This is a genomic window from Bartonella sp. AP65SXKL, from assembly GCF_042195725.1.
In the GTDB taxonomy this organism is placed as follows: domain Bacteria; phylum Pseudomonadota; class Alphaproteobacteria; order Rhizobiales; family Rhizobiaceae; genus Bartonella.
Genome location: NZ_JBHIOW010000002.1, coordinates 47,064 through 73,994 on the forward strand (window position 1 = coordinate 47,064; position 26,931 = coordinate 73,994).

General features: G+C 36.0%; 23 protein-coding genes. 15 read left to right on the top strand and 8 right to left on the bottom strand.

Features of this window, described 5'->3' with window-relative positions; genetic code table 11:
- Positions 1–113 precede the first annotated feature (113 nt).
- The 6 genes from ACFIMP_RS01675 to polA all read left to right on the top strand — a co-directional run bounded on the left by ACFIMP_RS01675 (position 114) and on the right by polA (position 6,934).
- On the top strand, positions 114–953 hold the full coding sequence (locus ACFIMP_RS01675) for a pyruvate, water dikinase regulatory protein (RefSeq protein WP_375612767.1): 840 nt from the start codon (positions 114–116) through the stop codon (positions 951–953).
- Positions 950–1,546 (top strand): Maf family nucleotide pyrophosphatase, encoded by a 597-nt coding sequence (locus ACFIMP_RS01680; RefSeq protein WP_375611343.1) that lies wholly within the window; start codon positions 950–952, stop codon positions 1,544–1,546. The genes ACFIMP_RS01675 and ACFIMP_RS01680 overlap by 4 nt, the downstream gene beginning before the upstream one ends.
- Positions 1,539–2,411: a shikimate dehydrogenase gene (locus tag ACFIMP_RS01685; RefSeq protein WP_375629126.1), complete on the top strand. Its 873-nt coding sequence runs from the start codon at positions 1,539–1,541 to the stop codon at positions 2,409–2,411. The genes ACFIMP_RS01680 and ACFIMP_RS01685 overlap by 8 nt, the downstream gene beginning before the upstream one ends.
- The gene (gene coaE, locus ACFIMP_RS01690; RefSeq protein WP_375685928.1) at positions 2,408–2,995 is read left to right on the top strand and encodes a dephospho-CoA kinase; all 588 of its coding nucleotides are present in this window, start codon (positions 2,408–2,410) and stop codon (positions 2,993–2,995) included. Before ACFIMP_RS01685 ends, coaE begins: the two co-directional genes overlap by 4 nt.
- A 4-nt stretch (positions 2,996–2,999) precedes the next feature.
- On the top strand, positions 3,000–3,707 hold the full coding sequence (gene dnaQ, locus ACFIMP_RS01695) for a DNA polymerase III subunit epsilon (protein WP_375629128.1): 708 nt from the start codon (positions 3,000–3,002) through the stop codon (positions 3,705–3,707).
- A 299-nt stretch (positions 3,708–4,006) separates the two neighbouring features.
- Positions 4,007–6,934 carry a DNA polymerase I gene (gene polA / locus ACFIMP_RS01700; protein ID WP_375685929.1) on the top strand — a complete coding sequence of 976 codons (2,928 nt, stop codon included), beginning with the start codon at positions 4,007–4,009 and terminating at the stop codon, positions 6,932–6,934.
- 5 nt (positions 6,935–6,939) lie between these two features.
- On the opposite strand, the gene ACFIMP_RS01705 is transcribed toward polA, so the two are convergent.
- The 7 genes from ACFIMP_RS01705 to ihfB form a co-directional block, all read right to left on the bottom strand.
- Positions 6,940–7,803 carry an endonuclease/exonuclease/phosphatase family protein gene (locus ACFIMP_RS01705; protein ID WP_375612773.1) on the bottom strand — a complete coding sequence of 288 codons (864 nt, stop codon included), beginning with the start codon at positions 7,801–7,803 and terminating at the stop codon, positions 6,940–6,942.
- Positions 7,804–7,915: 112 nt separating this feature from the next.
- Complete coding sequence (locus ACFIMP_RS01710; protein ID WP_375611347.1) at positions 7,916–8,689, bottom strand: Bax inhibitor-1/YccA family protein; 774 nt, start codon at positions 8,687–8,689, stop codon at positions 7,916–7,918.
- A gap of 1,119 nt (positions 8,690–9,808) precedes the next feature.
- Positions 9,809–10,312 carry a signal peptidase II gene (lspA, locus tag ACFIMP_RS01715; protein WP_375612774.1) on the bottom strand — a complete coding sequence of 168 codons (504 nt, stop codon included), beginning with the start codon at positions 10,310–10,312 and terminating at the stop codon, positions 9,809–9,811.
- Positions 10,302–11,156, bottom strand: coding sequence for a TrmH family RNA methyltransferase (locus ACFIMP_RS01720; protein WP_375611349.1), 855 nt, complete (start codon positions 11,154–11,156; stop codon positions 10,302–10,304). The genes lspA and ACFIMP_RS01720 overlap by 11 nt, the downstream gene beginning before the upstream one ends.
- Positions 11,157–11,158: 2 nt before the next feature.
- Positions 11,159–12,091: a class I SAM-dependent methyltransferase gene (locus tag ACFIMP_RS01725; protein ID WP_375620886.1), complete on the bottom strand. Its 933-nt coding sequence runs from the start codon at positions 12,089–12,091 to the stop codon at positions 11,159–11,161.
- Positions 12,092–12,264: 173 nt separating this feature from the next.
- Positions 12,265–12,561: a lipopolysaccharide assembly protein LapA domain-containing protein gene (locus tag ACFIMP_RS01730; RefSeq protein ID WP_375681783.1), complete on the bottom strand. Its 297-nt coding sequence runs from the start codon at positions 12,559–12,561 to the stop codon at positions 12,265–12,267.
- 7 nt (positions 12,562–12,568) lie between these two features.
- Positions 12,569–12,847 carry an integration host factor subunit beta gene (ihfB, locus tag ACFIMP_RS01735; protein ID WP_273790186.1) on the bottom strand — a complete coding sequence of 93 codons (279 nt, stop codon included), beginning with the start codon at positions 12,845–12,847 and terminating at the stop codon, positions 12,569–12,571.
- A 183-nt stretch (positions 12,848–13,030) separates the two neighbouring features.
- On the opposite strand from ihfB, the gene lptC reads away from it, so the two are divergent.
- The 6 genes from lptC to rlmN all read left to right on the top strand — a co-directional run bounded on the left by lptC (position 13,031) and on the right by rlmN (position 20,186).
- Positions 13,031–13,675 carry an LPS export ABC transporter periplasmic protein LptC gene (lptC, locus tag ACFIMP_RS01740; protein ID WP_375678852.1) on the top strand — a complete coding sequence of 215 codons (645 nt, stop codon included), beginning with the start codon at positions 13,031–13,033 and terminating at the stop codon, positions 13,673–13,675.
- A gap of 76 nt (positions 13,676–13,751) precedes the next feature.
- Positions 13,752–14,351, top strand: a complete 600-nt coding sequence (locus ACFIMP_RS01745) for an LptA/OstA family protein (RefSeq protein WP_375612778.1) — start codon at positions 13,752–13,754, stop codon at positions 14,349–14,351.
- Positions 14,352–14,357: 6 nt separating this feature from the next.
- Complete coding sequence (lptB, locus tag ACFIMP_RS01750) at positions 14,358–15,152, top strand: LPS export ABC transporter ATP-binding protein (protein ID WP_012754448.1); 795 nt, start codon at positions 14,358–14,360, stop codon at positions 15,150–15,152.
- A gap of 912 nt (positions 15,153–16,064) precedes the next feature.
- On the top strand, positions 16,065–16,529 hold the full coding sequence (ptsN, locus tag ACFIMP_RS01755; protein WP_375612779.1) for a PTS IIA-like nitrogen regulatory protein PtsN: 465 nt from the start codon (positions 16,065–16,067) through the stop codon (positions 16,527–16,529).
- A gap of 1,885 nt (positions 16,530–18,414) precedes the next feature.
- Positions 18,415–18,918, top strand: a complete 504-nt coding sequence (locus ACFIMP_RS01760) for an invasion associated locus B family protein (protein ID WP_375611465.1) — start codon at positions 18,415–18,417, stop codon at positions 18,916–18,918.
- A gap of 41 nt (positions 18,919–18,959) precedes the next feature.
- Complete coding sequence (gene rlmN, locus ACFIMP_RS01765; RefSeq protein WP_375612780.1) at positions 18,960–20,186, top strand: dual-specificity RNA methyltransferase RlmN; 1,227 nt, start codon at positions 18,960–18,962, stop codon at positions 20,184–20,186.
- Between the two features lie 789 nt (positions 20,187–20,975).
- Here the strand turns inward: rlmN and ACFIMP_RS01770 are convergent.
- Positions 20,976–21,617, bottom strand: coding sequence for a LysE family translocator (locus ACFIMP_RS01770; protein ID WP_375612781.1), 642 nt, complete (start codon positions 21,615–21,617; stop codon positions 20,976–20,978).
- A gap of 170 nt (positions 21,618–21,787) precedes the next feature.
- Between ACFIMP_RS01770 and ACFIMP_RS01775 the strand changes: the two genes are divergently transcribed.
- From ACFIMP_RS01775 to ACFIMP_RS01785, 3 genes are all read left to right on the top strand, one after another.
- A complete protein-coding gene (locus tag ACFIMP_RS01775; RefSeq protein WP_375612782.1) occupies positions 21,788–23,023 on the top strand; it encodes an argininosuccinate synthase in 1,236 nt (411 codons plus the stop codon).
- A 373-nt stretch (positions 23,024–23,396) separates the two neighbouring features.
- The gene (locus tag ACFIMP_RS01780) at positions 23,397–25,058 is read left to right on the top strand and encodes a lysine--tRNA ligase (protein WP_375612783.1); all 1,662 of its coding nucleotides are present in this window, start codon (positions 23,397–23,399) and stop codon (positions 25,056–25,058) included.
- On the top strand, positions 25,058–26,632 hold the full coding sequence (locus ACFIMP_RS01785) for a peptide chain release factor 3 (protein ID WP_375612784.1): 1,575 nt from the start codon (positions 25,058–25,060) through the stop codon (positions 26,630–26,632). Before ACFIMP_RS01780 ends, ACFIMP_RS01785 begins: the two co-directional genes overlap by 1 nt.
- The last annotated feature ends 299 nt before the right edge of the window (positions 26,633–26,931 follow it).

Here is a 26,931-nt window from a genome sequence, read left to right on the forward strand (position 1 = left end):
ATTATCACAAGCATTTAATTTGTGCATAAAAAAGGAGAATTTTTCATAAATTTTAGTTTTATAAAAAACGGTGAGTATATATACACATGTCTTAACAAGGAGTTAAAATTTTTGTGACAAAAGAAAAAAAATTCTTTCATTTACACATGCTTTCTGATGCAACAGGAGAAACATTAATTTCTGTTGGAAGAGCTGTAGCATCGCAATATGCAATGATTCAGGCAACAGAGCATATCTATCCTATGATTCGTAATAGAATACAGTTACAGAAAGCTCTTGATGAAATACAACAAGAGCCAGGTATTGTTCTTTACACAATGATTGATGAAGAACTTAAACTACTCCTTCAAAAAAAATGCAAAAAAATAGAAGTTCCCTGTATTGATATATTGCATCCTGTTTTAAATGCTTTTCAGTCTTACCTTGGAATGCCAACACATTTACGTGCGAGCGCACAACATGATCTTAATGCAGATTATTTTCGCCGTATTGAGGCACTGGATTTTACAATAGAGCATGATGATGGACAGTCTTCCAGTAGCTTATCCGAAGCAGATGTGATCCTTGTGGGAATTTCAAGAACCTCTAAAACACCAACAAGCATCTATTTAGCAAATCGCGGAATCAAAACGGCTAATGTTCCTCTTATTCCAGGAATTGATTTGCCAGAATCTCTTTTAGAGGTAAAAAATTCTTTAATTATTGGTTTAATTGCTTCAGCTGAAAGAATCTCACATATTCGTCAAAATAGAGATTTAGGAGAAGGTTTTGCTCTTGATAATTATACTAATCGTATCAACATAGCTGAAGAATTAATCCATGCAAAACGCATTTGCGAACGTTTTGGTTGGCCTATTATTGATGTCACAAGACGTTCTATTGAAGAAACTGCTGCTGCAATATTTGAACTGTTATCACGATTTCGTGAAGGAAATGAGAGAAAATTCTCATGAACGCAGATACTTTAATATTAGCATCTCTTAGTTTTTATCGTGCAAAATTATTAAAAAAAGCAGGCTTAAATTTTTCCATTGAAGGAGCTTCTTTTGATGAAAGAGAAGTAGAAAAAAAAGCAAAAGAAAAAACACCTAAAGAACTCAGCTGTTTTCTTGCGAGCGCAAAAGCAAAAAATGTTTCAGATCGTTTTCCTGATGCTTTCGTTATTGGTTGTGATCAAGTTCTTGATTTTGAAGGTCAAGTTTTTCACAAAGCAACAAATATTAAAGAAGCACATCAACGTTTATGTGAATTATCAGGAAAAACCCATTCTCTTCATAGTGCGGTAGCTTTATTTAAAAATGGTCAAAAAATTTGGGTTGAAGCTTTTAGTGCACATATGTCTGTTCGTTTACTCTCATCAGAATTTATTGAACGTTATTTAGCACGCGTAGGAAAAGATGTTTTAAACAGCGTGGGAGTATATCAAATTGAAGGAGAAGGAATTCATCTCTTTGAAAAAATTGAAGGAGATTTTTTTACCATTGTTGGTTTACCTTTGCTGCCTCTACTCATAAAACTGCGCCACTTAGGAATTATTGATGGTTGACTTAACAATAAAAAAAACAAATTATCCGCGTGCTTTTGTTGTTGGTTCTCCTATTCATCATTCAAAATCGCCAAGAATTCACAATTTTTGGCTTAAACAATATGGTTTACAAGGAGAATATCTTGCACAAGAAGTAACATCTGAAGAGTTCAGTCATTTTATTGCGTCTTTACAAAAAATAGGCTTTTGTGGAGGAAATGTTACTTTGCCTTATAAACAGGAAGCTTTTCGTTTAGCAGATTATAAAGATGAGAGAGCAACAATGATTGGTGCTGTTAATACACTTTGGTATGAAGGAGATAAGCTTTGTGCCACGAATAGTGATGCCTATGGTTTTAGCGCTAATCTTGATGATTTTGTATCTGATTGGGGAGGGGAAACAGCTCTTGTTTTTGGAGCAGGTGGTGCCGCACGCGCTATCATATATGCCTTAAAAAGACGCGGATTTGAACAGATTTATTTAATTAACCGTACAAAACAACGTGCTGATAATTTAGCTCAGCATTTTGGAAAAATCATTAAAGTTTACGATTGGCATAAAATCCATGAAATACTTCATCAAGCTGATTTGATTGTTAATACAACCTCTATTGGCATAAAAAGTCCAGAAGAAAAAAGTGATTCTTTTTTTTGCGATTTTCATAAAGCAAAAAAAACGGCATTAGTAACAGATATTATTTATACACCATTGATAACTCCTTTTTTACAACAGGCAAAGGCTTGTGATCTCAAGACGGTTGATGGACTTGGGATGCTTCTACATCAGGCTGTTATAGGGTTTGAACAGTGGTTCGGAATAAGACCACAGGTAACAAAAGCGTTACGGACAGCTATTTTAGAGGATATGAGTGAAAAAAGAGAATGAAGATCATAGGATTAACGGGATCAATTGCTATGGGAAAATCAACAGTTGCTGATTTTTTCAAGCAAGCGGGTATTTCTGTTTTTAGTGCTGATGAAGCAGTACAACAGCTTTATAAAAGTGAGCCAGCTTTGTCATTCATAGAGCGTATTTTTCCAGGTGTTGTTGAAAACGGAGAAGTTAACCGTTTGAAACTTTCTGAAATTTTGATTGATGATAAGGAAAAATTACAAACATTAGAAAAAATAATTCATCCTTTGGTGCAAGAAAAAGAAAGGGAATTTATTGATATAGCGCGTGAACAAGGGAAAAAATTAGTTATTCTTGATATTCCACTTCTGTTTGAAAAAAATGGTGAAAGTCGTGTGGATAGCGTTATTGTTGTTTCTGCTCCACCAGAAATACAAAAAGAACGTGTAATGATTCGCCAAGGTATGAATGAGAAAAAATTTTCCTTTATCAACGCTCAACAAATGCCAGATGAAAAAAAACGAGAACGCGCTGATTTTATTATTGATACAGGGAAAGATTTAGAGAATACACGTCAACAGGTTTTTGATGTGATAAAAAAATTGCTAAAGAATTAAAATTATGCGTGAAATTATTTTTGATACAGAAACAACAGGTTTAGATAAAGAGAAAGATCGCATAATCGAAATTGGTTGTGTAGAAATGGTTGATCGTTATCTCACAGGACGCCAATTTCATGTTTATTTAAACCCTGAAGGCGTTATTATTCCTGATGAAGTTGTAGCAATTCACGGATTAACCAATGAACGCTTGAAAAACGAGAAAAGTTTTAGTGATATTGTTGATGAATTTTTGGAATTTATCAAAGACGCGACAATGATTGCGCATAATGCGAGTTTTGATATTGGTTTTATTAATGCAGAATTAAAACGCGTCAACAAACCGCTTATCAGTGTTGATAATATTCTTGATACATTGGCTATGGCGCGGCGTAAATTTCCTATGGGTCCTAATTCTCTTGATATTTTATGCAAACGTTTTGGAATTGATAACAGCCATCGTGTTCTTCATGGTGCTTTGCTTGATGCAGAGATTCTAGCCGATGTTTATATTGAGCTCATTGGTGGAAAGCAAGGTGTATTGGGTTTTGATAACAGAAGGGGTATTGATGAACATATCCAGAACGATAAAGATACATCTTATGCCGTTAAAATTCGCCCGCAGGCTTTACCTTCAAGATTGAGTATGCAAGAAAAAAAGTTACACGCTGATTTTATCTACAAAATGGGTGAAAAAGCTCTGTGGAATAACTTCAAAATTCATGAATAACATCATCTTTTATCTAAAAGAGTCACGATTGAAATTAAAGAATATCGATGTCAAAAAAAACGGTCGTTGTGGGGAGGGGAACACCACAACGACCCTGTCGCTACATCGTACCTCAGCTATCATAGGAGGAGCAAAATGAAAGCTATTAATCCTGTAACAGCAAAGAAAAGCTCTAGGTACTTAATATAAAGTGCAACGACTTCACGTCTTATGAAGAGAAAAAATGGCTTTTTAGAGGCAAAGTGAAAAAATATATAAGGGTAATTTGTTTTTTTAGCTGAAATGGAGAAAAAATTGTCATGAAAGCAACAGATCATCTTTTTTTGGTTGACGGATCAGGCTATATTTTTCGTGCTTATTATGCTTTGCCGCCTTTAAAACGTAAAAAGGATGGACTTCCTGTAGGAGCAGTAGCTGGTTTTTGCAATATGTTATGGAAATTACTTTGTGATGCTCGTAATACAGCTACGGGTGTTGTTCCAACACATTTTGCTGTTATTTTTGATTATTCATCTGATACTTTTCGGAAACAAATTTATCCTGAATATAAAGCGAATCGCGTTGAACCTCCTGAAGATCTAATTCCTCAATTCGCGCTAATACGCCAAGCAACGAAGGCTTTTAATTTGCCTTGTATTGAAAAGGAAGGCTTTGAAGCGGATGATTTAATTGCTACCTATGCAAAGTTGGCAACAAAGGTTGGGGCAAAAACAACCATTATTTCTTCCGATAAGGATCTTATGCAACTCGTAAATACGCATGTATCTTTGTATGATGGAATGAAAGATAAGCATATAGGTATCTCAGAAGTTATAGAAAAATGGGGTGTTGCGCCTGAAAAAATGATTGATTTACAAGCATTAATTGGAGATTCAACGGATAATGTACCGGGTATTCCAGGCATTGGTCCAAAAACTGCAGCTCAGTTGTTAAATGAATTTGGTTCTCTTGATCTTCTATTGCAAAACGTAACAGAAATTAAACAAACAAAACGACGTGAAAACATTCAAGCTTATAGAGAACAAGTTAAAATATCTCGTGAACTTGTCAGGCTTAAAACAGATGTTCCTATAGATAATGATTTAGATGATTTTATTTTGGAGCCACAAGATGGTCCACTTTTAATTGCTTTTTTGAAAGCGATGGAGTTTTCAACATTAACGCGTCGCGTGGCAGAGGCAACAACATGCGATGCAGCTGTTATTGACGCACTTGATATAAATGTTGAATGGGAAAAACTAAGCCCCAGGAATGATTCTGATATCAGGCATGATTCTGATATCAAGAATACTGAGCGCGCATCCCTTCATAATTTTTCTGAAAATTCTCCACAAGTTTTTGCACAAGAACGTAAAGATCAAGCGCTGACTCAAAAAATTACAAGAGATGCTTATACAACAATTCTTGATGAGGAAATTTTAAAAGACTGGTTATCACAAGCACAAGAGCAGGGTTTTTTCGCTTTTGATACTAAAACAACATCTCTTGATCCGATGCAAGCAAAGCTTGTTGGTTTTTCACTCGCATTACAGCCGGAAAAAGCAGCTTATATACCTCTTGAACATTTTGATGAAGGAGAAGAGGACCTTTTGAGGGGCGGGCGCATTGCTTCACAGATTGGGGCTCGAAAAGCTTTAGCACTTTTAAAACCGATATTAGAAGATTCAGCGGTGTTAAAAATTGGTCATAATATAAAATATGATTGGTTGGTGATGAAGCAATACGACATTATGATAAGCTCTTTTGACGACACCATGCTTTTATCATATGCTTTTGATGCTGGAATGTTAGCCCATAATATGGATGATTTGTCTGAACGTTGGCTTGAGCATAAACCAATTGCCTATAAAGATTTAACGCATAACGGGAAAAAAATTACTTCTTTTGCACAAGTAGATTTAAAACAAGCAACCCTTTATGCGGCGGAAGATGCTGATATAAAGCTACGTCTTTGGCAAGTATTGAAACCGCAACTTGTTGCTCGTGGAATGACAAAAATTTATGAGCGTCTTGATCGACCTCTTGTAGAAGTTCTTGCAAGAATGGAAGAACGGGGGATTCTTATTGATAGGCAGATTTTATTGCGTCTTTCAGGAGAGTTGGCACAAGCTGCTTTGATTCTAGAAGAGGAAATTTACAAACAAGCTGATGAAAAGTTTAATCTTGCTTCGCCAAAGCAATTAGGGGATATCCTTTTTGGCAAAATGGGATTGCCTGGAGGCGCTAAAACAAAGGGTGGACAATGGTCAACTTCTGCACAGACCTTAGAAGAGTTGGCTGCTGAAGGTCATATTTTACCGCGTAAAATTATTGAGTGGCGTCAACTTTCAAAGCTAAAATCTACCTATACAGATGCCTTGCCTTCTTATATTTTTTCAAAAACAGGGCGAGTTCACACGAATTATTCTTTGGCAATAACATCAACAGGTCGGTTATCATCATCAGAGCCAAATTTGCAAAATATTCCAGTGCGAACTGCTGAAGGACGTAAAATTCGAACAGCTTTTATTGCTCCCAAAGGACATGTGTTACTTTCTGCTGATTATAGTCAGATTGAGTTGCGCATTCTTGCACATATTGCGGATATAAAAGCATTAAAAGAAGCTTTTGCTAAAGGGCATGATATTCACGCTATAACGGCATCACAAATGTTTGGTGTTGCGATAGAAGGAATGCATTCAGATATACGACGGCGTGCAAAAGCGATTAATTTTGGTATTATTTATGGTATTTCAGCTTTTGGATTAGCCAATCAGTTGGGAATTTCACGCCAAGAAGCGGGTCGTTATATTCAACTGTATTTTGAAAGATTTCCAGGAATTAAAGATTATATGGAGAAGACCAAAATCTTTGCACGTGAAAATGGTTATGTAGAAACAATTTTTGGACGTCGTATCCATTATCCAGAAATAAAAGCAAAGAATGTAAAAATTCGTTCTCTTAATGAGCGGGCAGCTATCAATGCTCCAATTCAAGGTTCTGCGGCCGATATTATTCGCCGCGCTATGATACATATGGAAGATGCTTTAAAAGCAGAAAAACTATCAGCAAAAATGTTGCTGCAAGTTCATGATGAACTGATTTTTGAAGTACCAGAAGAAGAAAGTAAAAAAACCATGACTGTTGTTAAAAATGTTATGGAAAATGCTACAATACCGGTTCTATCTTTATCTGTACCGCTTGAAGTAAAAGTTATGACGGCTCAAAATTGGGATGAGGCACATTAATTTTTTTATTTATTTTTAAGAATATTGATTGCGTTGGAAAGATTAAGATAGGCTTTGATAGGCAAATGATCTGAAGCAATGCGTGCAAGTGGTGAATAATGATTTTCAATACTTGTTACCAATTGGTGGGGAAAAGAAAAAACTCTATCAAGGGCTAACAAAGGAAAACGAGAGGGAAAGCTTGGTACAACTTCAAAAGTGCTATCAAAATAGGGAGAAAAATGATTTAAAGATGAGCCTTTTCCCATTCGCCATTCATTAAAATCTCCTATGAGGAGTGTAGGCATAAGGGGGCGTTTTTGGAAAATTTCAAGGAGCATTTTTGTTTGTTGTTTACGAGAGTAACGTAATAAGCCAAAATGAGCCGCAATAATACGAATAGGGCCTGCTGCCATTTCCAACTCTACAATTACAGCCCCACGTGGTTCAATACTAGGAAGAGTGACTTGTAAAGTATCACGTACATATCCCTTTCGCAAAAAAAGAGCATTCCCATGCCAACCATGGCCATGAGGTGACATAGTATTAAGAGGTACAGGAATCAAACCGGTTTCAGCTTTTAATAGCTGAAGATTAATCAAACCGATGCGTTCCCCAAAACGTTTATCTGCTTCTTGAAGAGCAAGGATATCAACTTGTAATTCAGTAATAACACGGACAATTCTTGTAGGATTAAAAACTTTATCAACACCTACACATTTATGCACATTATAGGAAGCAACGGTCAGATCATAATTACTATTTTGATTGACGATGTTTGATTGATGATGAGAGCGGCTGTGAATTGTATTTAAAAAGGAGCTATGGAGTTTTTGTTGGATAAAACCGGTAAACCAAGGGAATTTTTGCTTATAAGGGATTTTTGTCATTTTGCGAAAAGAATAGTTTCTAAGAAGTAGAGGGTAAAGATTTACACTAAAAACAAAAGAACCTTGTTTCTAAAAGAAACAAGGTTCTTTAATTAAGTAATGATTTTTGCAATCAATCACGGTTTGAGCCAAGAAACTGTAGCAAGAAGACAAACATATTGATGAAATCAAGATAAAGATTCAGCGCGCCCATAATAACTTTACGTCCTCTGGTATCGCTTTCATCTCCTTCATAATACATCAACTTAATGCTCTGGGTATCGTAGGCTGTTAAACCAGCAAAGATAAAAACACCAATCACAGAAATAGCAAACTGCAAAGCGCTTGATCCAAGAAAAATGTTCACAATCATGGAAAGCAACAAGCCGATCAATCCAATGAATAAGAATGAACCGATTGCTGTGAGATCACGCTTTGTTGTGTATCCATAAAGTGAAAGAGCTCCAAAAGTTGCGGCGGAAATGACAAAGGTTTGCACAACACTTTCTGTCGTATAGCGCAAAACGATTGAAGACAGTGAAAGACCAACCAGAGCAGCATAACCAAAAAAGAGACTACGAGCAGCATTTGTGCTCAATGTATTAATTTTAAAACTGAGAAATAAGACTGCTATGAGTGGTGCAAACATAACAATATAAGAGAATGGCGATGTATAAAATGTTACTCCAAATGGTGTTAGATAAACACTGCTATTGATTTGAGCTGCTGCTTGGCTCATATCTGTTGTCGTTGCTAATGATACAATTGCATAAGCGGCAGCAGCTGTAATAAGCAAACCAATGGCCATTGCATTGTAGACACCCAACATATAGTCGCGTAATCCCTGATCAATTGATGCATCGGCATGAGAAGCAGGTGCCGAACGTAAATCTTTAAAATTAGCCATAATATAAAATCCTTTAGCATATGTTCTGTCAGGTATAGGGCTTTAAAGGTGTCTCTGTCATTACACAGATAAGCTTGGTATAAGCCTTAATTGGGCAAATACAAAAACCCTTAAGAATCACTGACAGAATTCCAGCATATATGCTCTTATTATGGAGATTTATTTAAAAATTACAAGAGATTTATATGAAGAAGGAACCTTACAAATTGGTAAGGAAATAGTTCATTTTAATAAAAAATATTTCCATTTTTTGCCATATTTTTGCAAGATAAAAAGACTATACTTAAAAACTTTTCTATTTTCACAGAAACTATGTAATACAATCCCTTATAAAATATTCACTATTTTTGCGTTTATGAGAAGAGCGGCAAGTATCATCACACTATTTTCAACCTCCAATATTGCATCTGTTTTGCACGGTTATAAGAGCTATTGAATTGGATTTTTATATAATATATTGATGTATAATGATAAATTGTCTTTTTGAATGCTAAATGATACTCCGAATATCGCAAGATTCTCTGGTTGAAAATCTGTTCATATTAAATCAATCAAGATTATTGACTTGTGTCTTGCAAGAGACATTGTTTTAATGGATTCAACATGAACAGATTCCAAATAAAAGAGATTTAGGATAGTAAGGGCTTTTATTCAATATGAAAAACGGTAATTTATATTTATAATCAATATGTTGCTTTAACAAGACACCATTGAAAATAGTTGAAAAAATGTTTTTTATTAAACAATATATAAAATAAAAAAGGAGAGTTTTTAAACGAAGCACTTAAGAAAGGCTCTGTAAAATCGATATCTGTAAAAACTAAAAAACGTACGAAAATCAATTGTTCAAATCAAATAAACAGAACTTCAAATGCTGTGAAATGTCTCCTCAAAAATTGTGATGTAGGACACATGGATAAAAAATATTGATTCTATTTGAGTTCATTTCTTTTGCACTAACTAAGTGTAGAAATGTAAAGTTTAAAAGAAAGTAAGATCTTATAGTCCCATGAAGAGAAACACGTGAAATGACGAGCAACAAGAATTGATTAAGAGAAATCAATGCGTAATCAGACTTGTGACGGTCAATAATCTCTGTTTTCTAAGGCACTGAACATATCAATGAGAAGATGTACTATTGGAATGACGCCTTGCTTTCATCCAAGTACGCAATTCTTCAATAAGGATGGCAATAACACCGAGAGTGATAAAACTATCTGCAAGGTTGAAAATAGCAAAATAAAAAATATCATCAATATGAAAAAGTATATAATCAGTGACATGATGAAAGCGAATACGATCAATGAGATTGCCGATGGCTCCCCCAATAATAAGAATAAGGCCAAAGCACATTAAAGACTTATTATATTCAGTATTTTTCCATAACCATAGAAGAAAGATAATCACAATGATCGTGATGGCGATGATTCCCCACTGAGAAAAGGAAGAAAAAAACGAAAATGCAATGCCAGAATTGCGCACATGATAAAGGGAAAGAAAAGGAATAAGCGAAATTTCTGTTCCTAAAGGCATATTGTGCATAACCCAGTATTTGACAGCTTGATCAAGTACTACTGTAAAAGCCAAGCCCAAGAGAAGAAAAGGGAGTGATTTACGAATCATGTTTTTCCTCACATGGTTCCAGTATTAAATAGGGGCGACGGATTTCATAAAGCATAACAGCTGTTGCTACAGCTAGATTAAGCGAGTCTGCTCGTCCGCTTTGTGGAATACGCGTAAGTTTATCACACCGATTCGTAAGAAGATCTGATAATCCCTGTTTTTCATTCCCCATTAAAAGGATAATAGGGCCATTTTTGAAGTCAAGTGTGCGATAATCCAGAGAACCTTTGAGGTGTGTTCCAACAATCATACCTTTAAAGTGAGAAGACCAGTTTAAAAAGCCGTTTTCATCAAAACGATAAAGTGGTACAGAGAAAATAGATCCCATGGTTGCGCGGACTGTTTCAGGCGAGAAAGGGTCTGTTGTCTCGCCAATTAAAATAACACCTTTAGCACCTACAGCATCAGCGGTTCGAATAATGGTACCAAGGTTTCCAGGATCACGTACACGATCAAGCGCGATGTAAACATCTTTAATCTGCCCTTTTATCATTTCAAAAGAGTGCCATTTTTGCTTGAAAATACCAATAACTGTTTGTGGATTATCGCGTCGGGTAAGTGATTCCATAACCTTTTGTGAGGCTTTAATAACAAAACCACCGTTGGCTACAGCACGTGCGGCAGTATTTTCGATAGTAGCATTACCGATTTCACTTTTAGAAAAAATAAGCGTCTGTATTGTCCAGCCAAGATTGAGAGCATCAATGACCAATTTCAATCCTTCTGCCATGAAAAGACCTTCTCTATTACGGTTTTTCTTTTGGCTAAGTGCTTTAAGATTTTTTATGATGGGGTTGCTAAGAGAGGTAATTTCTTTCACTCTACCAGTTTTGGGTCTACACATATTCAAGCAATCCAACGGCTAAAAAGAGAAGTAGAAAGAGCACGTCCTGCAACTTCTTCACGCAAAATGAGTTCTCCTGATTCGACCGTACCACCAAGATTTACAAATGCATCACGCATTAAAGCATGAAGTGCAAAGAAGGAAGCACGAATAGAATAAGCCGTAAGGACAACAGAGAGCGGTTTATCAGAGAGAAGTTTACGACAATTTGTGATCATAGCGGGTAAATGATCAAACAGTTGCCAAATTTCACCATGGGGTCCACGCCCATAAGCAGGGGGATCAAGAAGAATCATATCATAGCTTTTCTTACGACGCAGTTCACGCTCGACAAATTTCATAGCATCATCGCAAATCCAGCGAATAGAATGATCTGGTAATCCTGCTCTTTCTTGATTAGCTTTTGCCCACGCAATGGCTTTTTTAGAAGCATCAACATGGGTAACATTCGCACCCGCTCGTGCTCCAATCAAAGAGGCAATACCTGTATAGCCAAAAAGATTCAACAATTTTATAGGGCGTTCGGCTTTAACAATTTGTTCTTCCATAGAGCGCCAATGGGCATCTTGTTCAGGAAAAACCCCCACATGACGAAAGGAAGTAAAACGGCCTAGAAAAGACAATCCATTCCAAGCAAGAGCCCATGTTTCATCAAGTGGCTTTTTAGGAAAATGCCAACGCCCAACCCCTTCTTCATCAAGGTTTCCTGTGAAAATAGCATCAACATCAGCCCATTGTTTTTGTGGTAAAGCGGGTTTCCATAGTGCTTGACCTTCTGGTCGAATAATGCGGTAAGCTCCATAACGTTCTAATTTTTGTCCATGACCAGAATCAATGAGAGCATAGTTTTCGCTTATACCCGTTTCTAAAATAAGGGGCAGCTTTTCCTGCGGATATCTATTGTTATGGGAGAATTGAAAGCATTGTGCGGGCATGTTTTGTATCACGGTATATGAGGTATAAAAATATATTATAAAGCTCTTAAATGTTTCGTAAAAGTGCAAAAAAGCTAAAGTCAATTAAAACATGTATAAAAAAAGAAAAAGAGCACTTTTAACTCTGTACTGAATATAAAATACTAAAGAGAAAAGATTTCATTTAAATACCATTACACCAGATTTGTGATAGATGTTTTCAATTTTTCAATCTCGGCTTTACTTTTTTTGAGAGCTTTTTTGTATTTGTGATAGGAAAACCAACTGATCAGATTTCCTAATAAAATACCAAAACTAAAGAAAATAAAGAGCCATATAAAGAGGGGAGCATGATAAGTAAAACTTTCAGGATTTGCTCGAAAAGGATCAAGGGTTAACGGAACCATTTGACGATTAGCCACGATAAAAACAATCAAAACCGCTGCGAGAATCACACCGATACTTGTTAGAAGAATACGTTTAATTATCATAAGTTTCTCACTGATTAAGACGGTCGCGTAAATCCTTGCCAGTTTTAAAAAAAGGAATCCACTTTTCTTCAACAGAAACGGCTTCACCTGTTCGTGGGTTACGTCCATTACGGGCTGAACGGCTTTTTACAGAAAAAGCTCCAAATCCACGAAGTTCAACGCGATTGCCATTTGCAAGTGCTGTTGCAATTTCCTCAAAAATAGCGTTTACAATATTCTCCACATCCCGTTGAAAAAGATGCGGGTTATGACGAGCGATAATTTGTACAAGCTCTGATTTTACCACAATAGCCTCACTTTCACACAAAAAAATTTTGTAATTGTGCACTCCATGCATATTACAATATATAAACGGATAAAAGCAAAATAAAATCAAGAAAAAACAAATTGCAAGAAACAAAATTTGAAAATACCTTCTATAAAGGGTATACAGATTAAAAATGCGGAGGATTTAAGAGATCAGGAGAGTATGTCCGTACACAATCATTATGAAGCCTTTTCAACGCAATCATCTTTTGGAGATGTTTTAAAAAAAGCATCCCGTCATTCGCGTCGCATTAGCATATTAAAAATTTTTTTACCTCTCTTAGCGTTGATTTCAGCGCTGGTTTTTTGCTGGTTTACGTTTTTCTTGGTTCCCGTTACTTCTGATTCTATGCCTTTGAATAATGGAGAAAGTGGCGTGATGAATTTGACGATGCTCAATCCAAAATTAGAAGGGTATACGCGTGCTCATGAACCTTATTGGCTTAAAGCAGAAAAGGCATTTCAAGACCATACACACGCTGGAATGATTGGGTTGCAAAACATTACAGCTAGAGCATTTATGGGCCAACAACGACAGGTTTTTCTCGTCGCACAAGGGGGGGTTTACGATAACATTAATGGTTTTTTACAGTTGGATAAGCCATTCACGATTACGACGAATGATGGGATGATGGTACGATTTATGTCAGCTAGTATTAACTTATCCGAGGGACAGTTAAAAACAGATCAACGTGTTAATATTCAGCAAGCCGGTTTGAATCTTGCCGCAAACGCCTTACAAATTCGAGAAAAAGGAAAAAACATATATTTCCATGGTGGTGTGCATTTAGTGCTTCAAAAGCAATAACGCAATATCAATACAAATCTTTAAAGGATATTTATAAAGAGAAGTATGTGTATATACAAACAGAAGAATTGAAATAATGAAATCGTACAAAAGATGGATAGGTGTGATGTTAGCTTTTAGCATGGGAATGTTAGGAGAAGGAGCAGTTTTAGGATATGCTGAAGTGGCTCATTTTGGAATAAGTCTATCAAGCGATAAAGAACCGGTAGAACTTCATGCAGATTCTTTGGAAATACGTGATAAAGAAGGGATAGCGCTTTTTAAGGGTGATGTTTCAGTGGTACAAGGTGAACGTCTTTTAAAAACGGCAGAATTAGTTGTTTACTACGATAAAGCATATAAAGAAATTGATAAAAACAAGGAAGATACAAAGGCATCATCTGTTTCTTTATTTGGTTCGTCGAGTATACAAAAAATGGAAGCTTTAGGAAAAGTTTATATAAAAATTGCTACGCAAGTTGCTACGGGTGATAAAGGTGTTTTTGATGGAAAGTCAAAAATGATGAGTTTGACAGGGAATCATGTTGTGTTAACTGATGGTGACAATGTGGCAACGGGGTGCAAACTAACGGCAAATATGGAAAGCGGAAAGGCTTTTTTAGAAGGTTGTGAGACGCCTAAGAAAAAAGGTCGTGTTTCTATTATTTTAAAACAAAATCAAAAGAATGGCCATTAAGATTTCATGTTTGGAATCAAAAGAAAAAAACAGACCGATAGGTATAATCTTGAAAGTGAAGCTTCAAAAAATCCCTTAAAAGGGACCTTGATTGCCAGTAATTTGATTAAAGTTTATCGAGGAAGACGAACTGTTAATGGTGTTTCTTTTGGCATTCGTACGGGAGAAGCCGTTGGCATTTTAGGGCCCAATGGGGCAGGTAAAACAACTTGTTTTTATATGGTGACAGGGCTTATAAAATCTGATGGAGGATCCATTAAAATTGATGGATTTGATATTACGCATCTTCCGATGTATCGACGTGCGCGTTTAGGTATTGGATATCTTCCACAGGAAGCGTCTATTTTTCGTGGTCTTTCAGTAGAAAATAACATTAAAGCTGTTTTAGAGGTCGTTGAAAAAGATCGCCTTAAACAACGTGAAGAGTTAGATAGCCTTTTACATGAATTTAAAATTGATCATTTACGTAAAATGTCTGCACTTTCGTTATCTGGAGGTGAACGTCGGAGACTTGAAATTGCGCGCGCTTTAGCTTCTCGTCCCCATTTTATGTTACTTGATGAACCATTTGCAGGAATTGATCCTATCGCTATTTTCGATATTCAACAACTTATTCGTCATTTAACGAGGCGTGGCATTGGTGTTTTAATAACGGATCATAATGTGCGTGAGACATTAGGGCTTGTCGATCGCGCTTATATTATTCATACAGGGCGGGTGTTAGTTCACGGTTGTCCTAACGATATTATCAACAACGTTGATGTACGCAGAATTTATTTGGGAAATCAGTTTTCTCTTTGATTTTACAGCTTTCACGAGTTTCCATTTAAGTTTAACCAAACATTATTACTGAAAATTTCCTTATTTATGCCAAAACTTCTTTTATGACTATAACCTTAATGTTGTTATTGAGTGGTGAAAAAGGCTTCATCATTAGAGGTTAGTTTGTTGTTTTATAAGTTTAGCTTACTCATAATTATATCATAGAAAAGATATCACTAGATTAACGTGATAATGAGTGATAAACGAAGCTCTCAATAAATGCGTGTGTTATTGAAAGGTAAGAGATATTTATCATATTTTTCTCTGTCGAATCAAATAATATATCGATGATGCTGTTTTAGGTATTTTGATGGGAGCACCGGTTTATATATTGCGGTTATTCAATAGGAGTTGTCGTATTTTATTGGTTTATATCGCCTATTTGAAAATAGGAGCTTGGCTACAGATATCAGGCTAAATCTATAAATCTTTTAAAATAATCATTAAATTTCTAAAAATCTTTATATTCTTGTTATAAGTCGATGTTCAAGCTATACAGTAATTTTCAAAGTAAAGGTCCATTTTGCTCAGTATGCTTTTCATCTTAATTTAAGGGCTCATTTTTAAAGAAAGAAAAACTCTGATGGCGGATTATACATCAAACTCTTATGACAAGTTTAATAAATTTATGAATAATGACCTGTTCTAGAGTCGCAAGGAAATTAACTTTATGAACAACTTCATTTCTTTGGTTTCTTATGCCGTTAATGATGATCCGAATACTATTTATTGTTGTTTTAGAAGTGATATGAGATGTATTGAGCCATCACCCATTATAAATTGAAAAGTAAAAACACATGCGATGTTGCGAAAAGTGAAAGAACATTAAGTATCTATAGCGTTTATAGGTTTATTGATGAGCATTTTAGCGTGTAAGAGGAAAATTAAAGTATGAATTTGAGTGAGTTAATAGCACCGGAAGCGATCATTCCGGCTCTTAAGGCTAATTCGAAAAAACAGGTTCTGCAAATTTTAGCCGAAAAAGCTTCCAAGCTAACAGGTCTTAGTGAGCATGTGATTTTTGATGTTGTTTTACAACGCGAGAAGCTTGGTTCAACGGGTTTGGGTGGAGGTATTGCGATTCCTCATGGAAAATTACCTGATATTAATCGGATCATTGGTATATTTGCACGTCTTGAAAGTCCTGTTGATTTTGAAGCTCTTGACGACGAACCTATAGATCTCGTTTTTCTCCTTTTAGCACCTGAAAATGCTGGTGCAGATCACTTAAAAGCTTTATCACAGATCGCACGTGTTTTGCGTCACACTGATGTTGTACAAAAGTTGCGCAGTACGCATAATGCCAATGCGCTTTATGCTTTATTGATTCAATCTTCAGAATCAAATGCAGCTTAAAAGTTATTATGAGCGTATAAATTGCGAGGTATGCACTACAGAGCGTAGGAAATAATATAATTTGCATCTTAAGACTAATAACAAAAGGTTATGTCATGAGATTTAAGAAACTTACTTCTAATTGAACCTTCTTTTTAAAGAGCAACCAACAAAAACGAAGGGCTTTTCCTTTCTTGTTCTCGTATATTAAAGCATCTAATTATTATGTTCGTGGATTCTTTTATCCTGTTATACTGTAAAAACACTATCATTTGAGATATGGTGAGATAAATTCTGTAAGTCTTCTTAATATATTAAGTGCTTTTAGAGTGCGTGGTAAATATTTTTAAACAGGACTTATCTGTAGAGCCTTTAGTTAAGTGAATCACATGAGTGGGAAGAAAAGAGGAGATCGCTCGACAAGAATCCAAACTTTTTCAGTCCAGATTGGATTAAGAATCTTCGTCCTTTGAAAGCGGGAAAGAAATCAACAGAAAAGTTTATTTGTGCATTGAATTTTTTTGTAAGTTGAGTTTGAGTGTTTAGGGATAATATTTTAATGCTCAAGAAAAAATAAGAGATATATTGTATCTTCAGTATAGCAAGATATTGATTTTAAATATAATTCACTATTTCGCATGTTGGATGAGAGATCCGAATATTGTAAAATTCTCTCATTCCAAACTTGTTTATGTTGAATCAATCAAAACCATTTCCTTGCACGTTGTAAACGGAATTAGCGTGTGGATAAAAACTGTACAAGAAAGGGGTAAAAATGCTTCCTATGAATCGTCTAAAGTATCGAGAGTTGTGCAAAACATTGGGAGCTGGAAAATAGTGTTATGGTGCCAGCTTTCTTCTTCACAAGTGGAGAGATCAACTATTTTATAGATATGATTTAGATGTCTGCTGTTGTATAGAGCTCATGCTAAAGAACAATTTTGTACGGTAAGAATGAAAATTATACCTTTAGGTTGGGTGAAAGAGTTTTTATGCATAGGAAGATTTATTTAAGTGTCTTTAATTGATTAAAATATTGTTTAAAAAACGGTAATGTTAGAACTGCTATAGAAAAAAGTTTTATATTTCTTTTTATAAATTACTTAGAAATAAGATAAGGAGACTTTCCCAAAGAATTCTTAAGAAGTTTTTTATAACAGAAAGAAAAATATCGTCTAATACATTAAAATAATACGATTAAGCTATTATAAGCTACTAAAATCATTTTAGAAATTAATAATTGGAGATGAAGTATATAGGGAAATAAGATCAAAAGAAACAAAATTGTATGTGATTATTGAGATAGAATCTAAATTCTTTATGTTTTATTATTAATATCTTGATAATATTTTATTATTTTTACAAGGTCTTTTGAAGATTGAGAAAAAGTGTTATCGGGACGATATTGAATACGAAATATGAATGCACTATAATGAGTAAAAGATGGAGTATTCTGCGAACATAAATGTATTGAATGCATAAAGTCGAGAAGTGATATTCGTAAGGCGATTAAGCTTTTTTGCGGGGAGTCCGGGGTGTATTTTCAAAATTTTGCATCAGATTGCTTGTGATATAAAGAGTAAGGTTTATTTCTTAACAGAGTGGTGGTATATTTTCATCTCGTTTTGAAGTTCTATAGCTTAAAGAAATCGTTTTTTATACAAAAACGAAATAAGTAGCGTAAAATGAAGATATTATTTTTTAATGTGGTTATTGAATAAGAAGTTTATGTTTTGGTAACGATTAAAAGGTCACAATGAAACGTAGAAATCTATTTTGATTAGTGTGAAAATATTTCGCTTATTGAAGGAATTAGGACAATAACACATGAATATCGAGGAGTTTTTGTTAAATTTTTCCAATGAAGAAAATCTTGTTAGAGACTAAAGAAGTGAGCTAAATGAAGATGTTTGAAAAGACTGTTATTGCTGCATCTGTAATGGTTCTTGTTACAGCGGGAGTGGCATATGCACAAACGCCAAGCCGTTTAAATCAATTTGAAGCGTGGGGAGCCTATTCTTATAAATCGCCCAAAAATACGATTTGCTATGTGTTATCGGTACCTTTGAAGGCTCTTCCAACGACAGTTAATCATGGTGATAACTTTTTCTTGGTTACCAAGCGTTCTCATTCACCTATTTCGTTTGAACCGCAGTTTATGGCTGGTTATACCCTTCAAGAAGGGTCGAGAGTGACAGTGACCATTGGAGGTAAGGACTTTGATTTTTTCACGAAAGATTCCTCAGCTTGGCTGGCGTCATCAGAGCTAGAAAAGCAGCTTGTTTCTGCTATGCGTGCTGGAAGCAATATGACAGTGCAAGCGATATCAAAACGAGGAACGCATACCACTTATACTTATTCCTTAAAAGGGGTCACTGCTGCATTAAATGCAGCTCAAAAGTGCCATTAAGGTTTCGATAACTCTAAAATAGTGATGTGAATTGGAAAGCAATGGCCATTTCTTATGACCTTAGACCAGTTGGTTCATGTTTTGCACGAAAAACAGATAATGTGGTCGTGAAGGAGAGTTCTAAGCTCTCTTTAATTGGTTTGTCGCAAGATGAAATGATGCAAGCTTTAAAGACAGTTGGTGTACCAGAGCATCAAACGCGTATGCGTGTGCGTCAGCTTTGGCATTGGCTTTATGTGCGTGGTGTTTCAAATTTTGATGAGATGCTGAATATTTCTAAAGCAATGCAAGAAACACTTAAGTGTCATTTCTCCATTGCGCGCCCAGAAATTGTTGGAGAACAAATATCAAAAGATGGTACGCGTAAATGGCTCTTACGTTTTCCTGCACGTGGAGCTGGAAGGCCTGTTGAAATTGAAACGGTTTATATCCCTGAAGAAGGACGTGGTACTTTATGTCTTTCATCGCAAGTAGGGTGTACGTTAACCTGCTCTTTTTGCCATACGGGAACGCAGATGCTTGTTCGTAATCTGACCGCAGAAGAAATTTTGGCACAATTATTGGTTGCACGTGATTGTTTGGGTGATTTTCCTGATAAGAATACCCCTGATGGAGCAATTGTTCCCATTGAAGGACGAAAAATTACCAATATTGTTATGATGGGAATGGGAGAACCTCTTTATAATTTTGAAGCTGTTAAAAAAGCTTTATTGATTGCCTCTGATGGCGATGGACTTTCTTTATCAAAACGTCGAATTACGCTTTCAACTAGTGGAGTTGTTCCTGGAATTATCCGAACTGGAGAAGAAATTGGTGTTATGTTAGCAATTTCACTCCACGCAGTACACGATACACTAAGGGATATGCTTGTTCCCATTAATAAAAAATATCCGCTTGCTTTACTAATGGAGGCTTGCCGTAATTATCCTGGTCTTTCCAATGCAAAACGAATCACATTTGAATATGTTATGCTGAAAGATATCAATGATAGTTTAGATGATGCTAAGCGATTGATTCAGTTATTGAAAGGGATTCCTGCTAAGATTAATTTAATCCCTTTTAATCCGTGGCCAGGGAGTAATTATCAATGTTCTGATTGGGAGCAAATCGAGCGTTTTGCTGATGTCGTTAATCAAGCGGGCTATGCTTCTCCTATTCGGATACCGCGTGGACGCGATATTTTAGCTGCATGTGGACAGCTTAAATCAGCTTCAGAGCGCTTACGTAAATCTGAACGTTTACGACTTGAAAATGCCATTGGTCATTAGGTAACGCAATTTTCAGCGATATCGAGGCCTATACTTTTTTGTTTGTAATTTAATATCCAAACTTCATGCGATGGCATATGTGAGACAGAGATTAAGATGGATAAGTGCTAGACGAACAGTTTCAGCGTTTATATGCTAAATGGGGTAAGAGATTGTCTATAGTCTGTTTACATAATCTCTGAAATAAGAAGGAAACCTAATTTAGAGGGAATATGAGGTCTTAAGGATTATAACTAATTTCTACCTTATTATCATACTCGTTAATTCGGTTTTATGTCTTTTAAAAGCATCTACGGTAATATCTTTTAAAAAGTGGAGATTGTGCACTGCCTCATGCTTTTGTTTATTATTTTCTTAAATAAGATCACGCATCACAAGCAAAACAGAGGATCTAAAATATAAATACCATTGAGTTATCCATTGATATGTTTTTTAAGTATCTCTTAGTACACTCTTCATATCACGATAATGCTTGTGAGGAGTATAACAAAAAGCTTCTGTAAATGTATTGTACTCCTACACCTTTATGTTTAATAAAGGTGTAAATTGGTACCACCATTCTATTTTTCAGCTCCCAATGTTGTAACAGCTTTTAGTACTTGAGATGGTTTATAAGAGGTGTTTTTATTCTTTTCTTAGATAGTTTTTATCCATACGAAAACTCCAGCTTCTCTTGTGATGTACAAAGGAAAGGTATTGTTTTATCCAAAACAAACAGGTTTGAAATGAAAAAATCTTATAATATTTGTTTTTTTATTTAAATTAAAAGCGATACATTACACGTATAAATCAATGTTTTGTAACCACAAGGAGATGGAGGGCAAAGCTGGTAAAAGTACCAGCAATAAGCCAGTCGAGAAAGCGAATATAAAGAGGGTTCTTTTTGAGAGTTTTGGTAAGTTTATGCGCTGTAAAAACGATTGCAATTGTAATGGGGAAAGAAATAGGAATATAAGAGAGTCCTAAAAAGAGCAATTTTTGTGTTGCCATAGGATCATTCGCATTGATAAATTGTGGTAAGAATGTCGCGTTAAAGAGTATAACTTTAGGATTGAGAAGATTAATTCCAATACCGGCAAGATAGTTACGTTTAGCGCTTTGAGATTTAGAAGATGTCTGTTCAAAGGAAAAAGTGGGGTTTCTCCGTAAAGCTTGAAAGGAAAACCATAAAAGATAAAAGGCGCCAACAATTTTCAGAAGAACAAAAGTATGTGGTGCAGCAAAAATAAGCGCTGATAAGCCAAGTGCTACAGCGGTAACCTGAATGGCAAACCCTGTTGCACTACCCAAGGCGCACATAATTCCAGCTTTTTTGCTTTGTGTAATGGTTCGTCCTACAGAAAGCATCATATCTGGTCCTGGAATAAGTGCTAAAATCAACGATGCTAAAGCAAATTGTACAACAATAGACCACTCCGGTAGAAATGACACGTAAATCTCCTTTTATTTTTAAGCATTGTTCACTATTTATACTTTGAGGCACCTTTATTTACGCTTTTTGCGTCTTTTTAATGTTGCTTAAAAAGAATTTATTTTTATATTTCTTGCATCGTTTTGATTTTTGGGTAGAAATAAAAAAGTAGCTCATATAGAACGTTAAAATGAAAAAGTGGCAAAATATTAGAAAAGTTGTTTTGGCTTATTCAGGTGGATTGGATACGTCAATTATTCTTAAATGGTTGCAAAGTGCGCTAGGTGTTGAAGTTGTAACTTTTACAGCAGATTTGGGGCAGGGGGAAGAGCTAGAACTTGCTCGTCGTAAAGCTGAAATGCTAGGTGTTAAAGAGATCTACATTGAAGATTTGCGCGAAGAATTTGTGCGTGATTTTGTGTTTCCGATGTTTCGAGCCAATACCGTTTATGAGGGGACTTATCTTTTAGGAACATCAATTGCACGTCCACTTATTTCAAAACGCCTTATTGAAATTGCTGAGGAAACAGGGGCAGATGCCATTGCTCATGGAGCAACAGGAAAAGGCAATGATCAGGTACGCTTTGAGCTTTCCGCTTATGCGCTTAATCCTGATATAAAGATTATTGCTCCATGGCGTGATTGGGATTTTAAGAGTCGGACAGATCTCTTTGAATTTGCTCGTATTCATCAAATTCCTGTAGAAAAGGATAAGCAAGGTGAAGCGCCTTTTTCAGTGGATGCAAATTTATTGCATTCTTCATCAGAAGGAAAGATTTTAGAAGATCCAGCACTTCCTGCTCCTGAATATGTCCATATGCGTACTCTTTCGCCGGAAGATGCTCCAGATCAAGCAACCAGAATTACTCTTGGCTTTAAAAAAGGCGATGCTGTTTCAATCAATGGAAAAAATTTATCACCTGCAACTTTACTTGCAGAGTTAAATCATTATGGGCGCGATAATGGTATTGGTCGGTTAGATTTGGTAGAAAATCGCTTTGTGGGTATGAAATCACGGGGTATTTATGAAACACCAGGTGGAACCATTCTTTTGACGGCTCACAGAGCTATAGAATCTTTAACGTTAGATCGTGGCGCAGCTCATTTAAAAGATGAATTGATGCCACGTTATGCAGAACTCATTTATTATGGATTTTGGTTTTCGCCGGAACGTAAGATGTTGCAGGCAGCTATTGATTTATCTCAAGAACATGTTGAAGGTGAAGTCACGTTAAAGCTTTATAAGGGGAATGTAATTATTGAAGGGCGCCAAAGTAAAAAATCACTTTATTCCAGTGAGTTAGTAACTTTCGAGGATGATCAAGGTGTTTATGATCAAAGAGATGCAACTGGTTTTATTAAATTAAATGCTCTACGTTTGCGTACATTAGCAATGCGTCATCAAGGTGATAAAGAAAAGAAATAGAAAATTACGGTGACAAGTGTAATATGGATTAGTGCTTTTGTATGAAATGCCTAGTTTAAGCATTTTTCTGTTGGTTTTTACCGTTCTTTCGTTCAATACTAGAAGCTTATCTTCTGCGCTAATAAATATAATAAGCAAAACCCATGATAATAATAGCAATGAAGGCTTCGATAATCAAAACAGGTCAATTTTGCTTTATAATATTGAATGTTTTTGATTTTTATCAGAACAAAATATGTTTATAACGAGGGCGGTTTTTGTATAGTGACTTAAGAGTATAAAGAAATTTTCATCTTTTTGCTTGCTATTATTGACGAATAAATTCAAGAACCATACACCCTATTTTGAAAGAGTGTAATTTTTAGGATAAATAATGATGCGTGATCAGTGTGATACCCTCAACCTTACGCCTGAATTAAAAGATGCAGCTTCTCAATCGAGAACTTGGCCATTTGAAGAAGCACGTAAGATTATCAAACGGTATGAAAAAACGGGTTATCCAGACAGTGTGATATTTGAAACAGGTTATGGCCCTTCTGGTTTACCGCATATTGGAACTTTTGGGGAAGTTGCACGTACAACCATGGTGCGTCATGCATTTCATATTCTCACGGAGAATAAAGTAAAAACAAAATTACTTTGTTTTTCTGATGATATGGATGGTTTGCGCAAGGTTCCTGAGAATGTGCCTGATCGCGAGAGGATGGAACATTATCTTGGTCAACCGTTGAGCCGTGTACCCGACCCTTTTGGAGATGATTATCCTTCTTTTGGAGCGGCAAATAATGCGCGGTTACGGGCTTTCCTTGATCGTTTTGGTTTTGATTATGAATTTGCAAGTGCTACGGATTATTACAATTCCGGTTGTTTTGATGAAACACTTTTGAAAATCCTTGCCTGTTATGACAAGGTTATGGCAATTATTTTACCAACATTAGGTGAAGAACGGCAAGCGACCTATTCACTCTTTCTACCGATTTCTCCCTTTTCTGGAAAAGTATTACAGGTACCGATGATTGCGCGTAATGTTGAAAAAGGGACTGTCACTTATATTGAACCTGAAACAGGAGAAACCATAGAAACAGAGGTTACAGGGGGCAAAGTTAAGTGTCAGTGGAAGGTAGATTGGGCAATGCGTTGGACAGCACTTAGCATTGATTATGAAATGGCCGGAAAAGACCTTATCGATTCCACAAATCTTTCTTCTAAAATTTGTAAAGTATTAGGTGGAACCCCCCCAGAAGGATTCAACTATGAGCTCTTTTTAGATGAGAAAGGGCAGAAAATTTCCAAATCCAAGGGAAATGGCTTAACCATTGATGAATGGCTTACTTATGCCCCAACAGAGAGTTTAGGGCTTTATATGTTTTCAAAACCTAAAACAGCAAAAAGGCTTTATTTTGATGTTATTCCTAAAGCTGTAGATGAATATTATGCTCATCTTTCTGCTTATGGTCGTCAAAAATGGCAAGAACGGCTCAGTAATCCTGTATGGCATATTCATAATGGTTGTCCACCGCAGGTTGATTTGCCTGTATCCTTTGCGATGCTTTTAAATTTGGTAAGTGCTTCAAATGCGGAGAATGCAGAAGTTCTTTGGGGTTTTATTTCTCGTTACGCTAAAGAAGCAAATGCACAAACTTATCCAGAACTTGATCAATTGGTGAAGTTTGCCATTAAATATTTTGATGTTTTTGTTAAACCAAACAAGAAGTTTCGTATACCAGATGATAGCGAACGAGCAACATTAGCACAAATTGATGAAAAATTAGCTCATTTACCTGAAACTGTTGATGGCAACATATTACAAAATATGCTTCTTGATGTTGCAAGGTTAACGGAACGCTATCAAGATCATAGCAAAAAAAGCCCTGAAGGTGGGCCTGGTGTTTCTAATGTTTTTTTTCAAATGTTGTATGAAGTCCTTCTTGGACAAGAGCGAGGTCCACGATGGGGATCATTTATAGCGCTTTATGGGATTAATGAAATGCGTGCACTGATTGCTGAAACACTTGCACGTCCTGTGGAGGAATAATGGAACGAAGAGTGCAGGAAGTAAAGCGACGCCGTACATTTGCAATTATTGCTCACCCAGATGCGGGGAAAACAACATTAACAGAAAAGCTTTTATTGTTTGGTGGTGCTATTCAACTTGCAGGAGAAGTAAAAGCCAAAAAAGATCGTATTCAAACCCGTTCTGATTGGATGAATATTGAGCGTGATCGTGGTATTTCCGTTGTGACTTCGGTGATGACGTTTGAATATGAAAATCATATTTTTAATCTCCTAGATACTCCAGGACATGAGGACTTTGCGGATGATACGTATCGCACTCTCACAGCTGTTGATAGTGCTATCATGGTATTGGATGGGGCACGCGGAATTGAGCCAAGAACACTGAAATTGTTTGAAGTATGTCGGATGCGGGATATTCCTATTGTTACTTTTATCAATAAAATGGATCGTGAGGCACGTGATCCTATAGAGCTTTTAGATGAAATTGAAGAAAAGCTTGCTCTTGATACCGCCCCCATAACATGGCCCATTGGGTCGGGTAAAGATTTTGTCGGGACCTATGACCTTCATCATAACCGTTTTCGCCAAAAAGATGATGAGATAACACAGCGGATCGTTTCAAATCCCAGTGAGGTTGTCCATTTACTTCCCCAATATCAACGTTCCACTTTTCTTGAAGGAGTAGAACTCGCTCAAAGTGTTTGCAAGAATTTTGATCTTCAAGCTTTCCGTGAAGGTCATATGACACCGGTTTATTTTGGTTCAGCTTTACGAAATTTTGGTGTTCGTGATTTGATCAATGCGCTTATAGATTTTGGTCAAAGTCCTCGTGATCAAAGTGCAGATCAGCGCAATGTCATAGCAACTGAACCTAAAATGACGGGATTTGTTTTTAAAATTCAAGCGAATATGGATCCTAATCATCGTGATCGTATTGCATTTTTTCGGGTATGTTCGGGAACACTTGAACGTGGTATGAAAACAAAGTTGGTCCGAACAGGAAAACCGATGACACTTTCGGCTCCACAATTTTTCTTTGCGCGTTCGCGCCAAATTGCTGATCAAGCCTATGCTGGTGATATCGTAGGGATTCCTAATCATGGAACATTGCGTATTGGCGATACTTTGACTGAAGGAGAAGATATCCTCTTTAAGGGGGTACCCAATTTTGCACCAGAGATTTTGCGTCGTGTTTGTTTGGGCGATCCAATGAAAGCAAAAAAGCTCAAAGAAGCTTTGCAACAAATGGCTGAAGAAGGGGTTGTACAATTGTTTATTCCTGATGATGGGTCGCCTTCTCTCATTGGTGTTATTGGTGCTTTGCAAATTGATGTTTTAAAAGAGCGATTAAAAATAGAATATTCTTTGCCAGTGAATTTTGAGTCTGCACGCTTTAATTTATGCCGTTGGATTTCAACGCAGAGCAAAGATGAGTTGCAAAAGTTTCTCAGCAATCACCGCTCTGCTATTGCGTATGATTTAGAAGGTGATCCAGTTTTTTTAGCGGAGAACCATTTTTCATTAAATTATGAAGCAGAAAGAGCTCCTAAGATAAAATTTTCTACTTTTAAAGATTATCAAGTAAGCTTTTAATGTAAAGAAGAATTTTTTATGTAACAATTTGGTTGATAATGATTTTTCATATTGAGTTGGGGATCTGAATATTGTTATTTTTTCTGAAAACAAAAGGAGTATGTAAAGAACACTTTCAGATTGCACTGTATAAAGAATACGGTAAATTTATTTTATAATATTCAATAAGTTATAATATATTTGTAATTGTAACGTCTTTTAAAATTTTGATATATTTTTTCACAATAGCTTAAGACAAGGTCATATATTTCAGTATTTTGAATGTCAGCTAAAAATCTCCTGTATAAATAGAGCTTTTC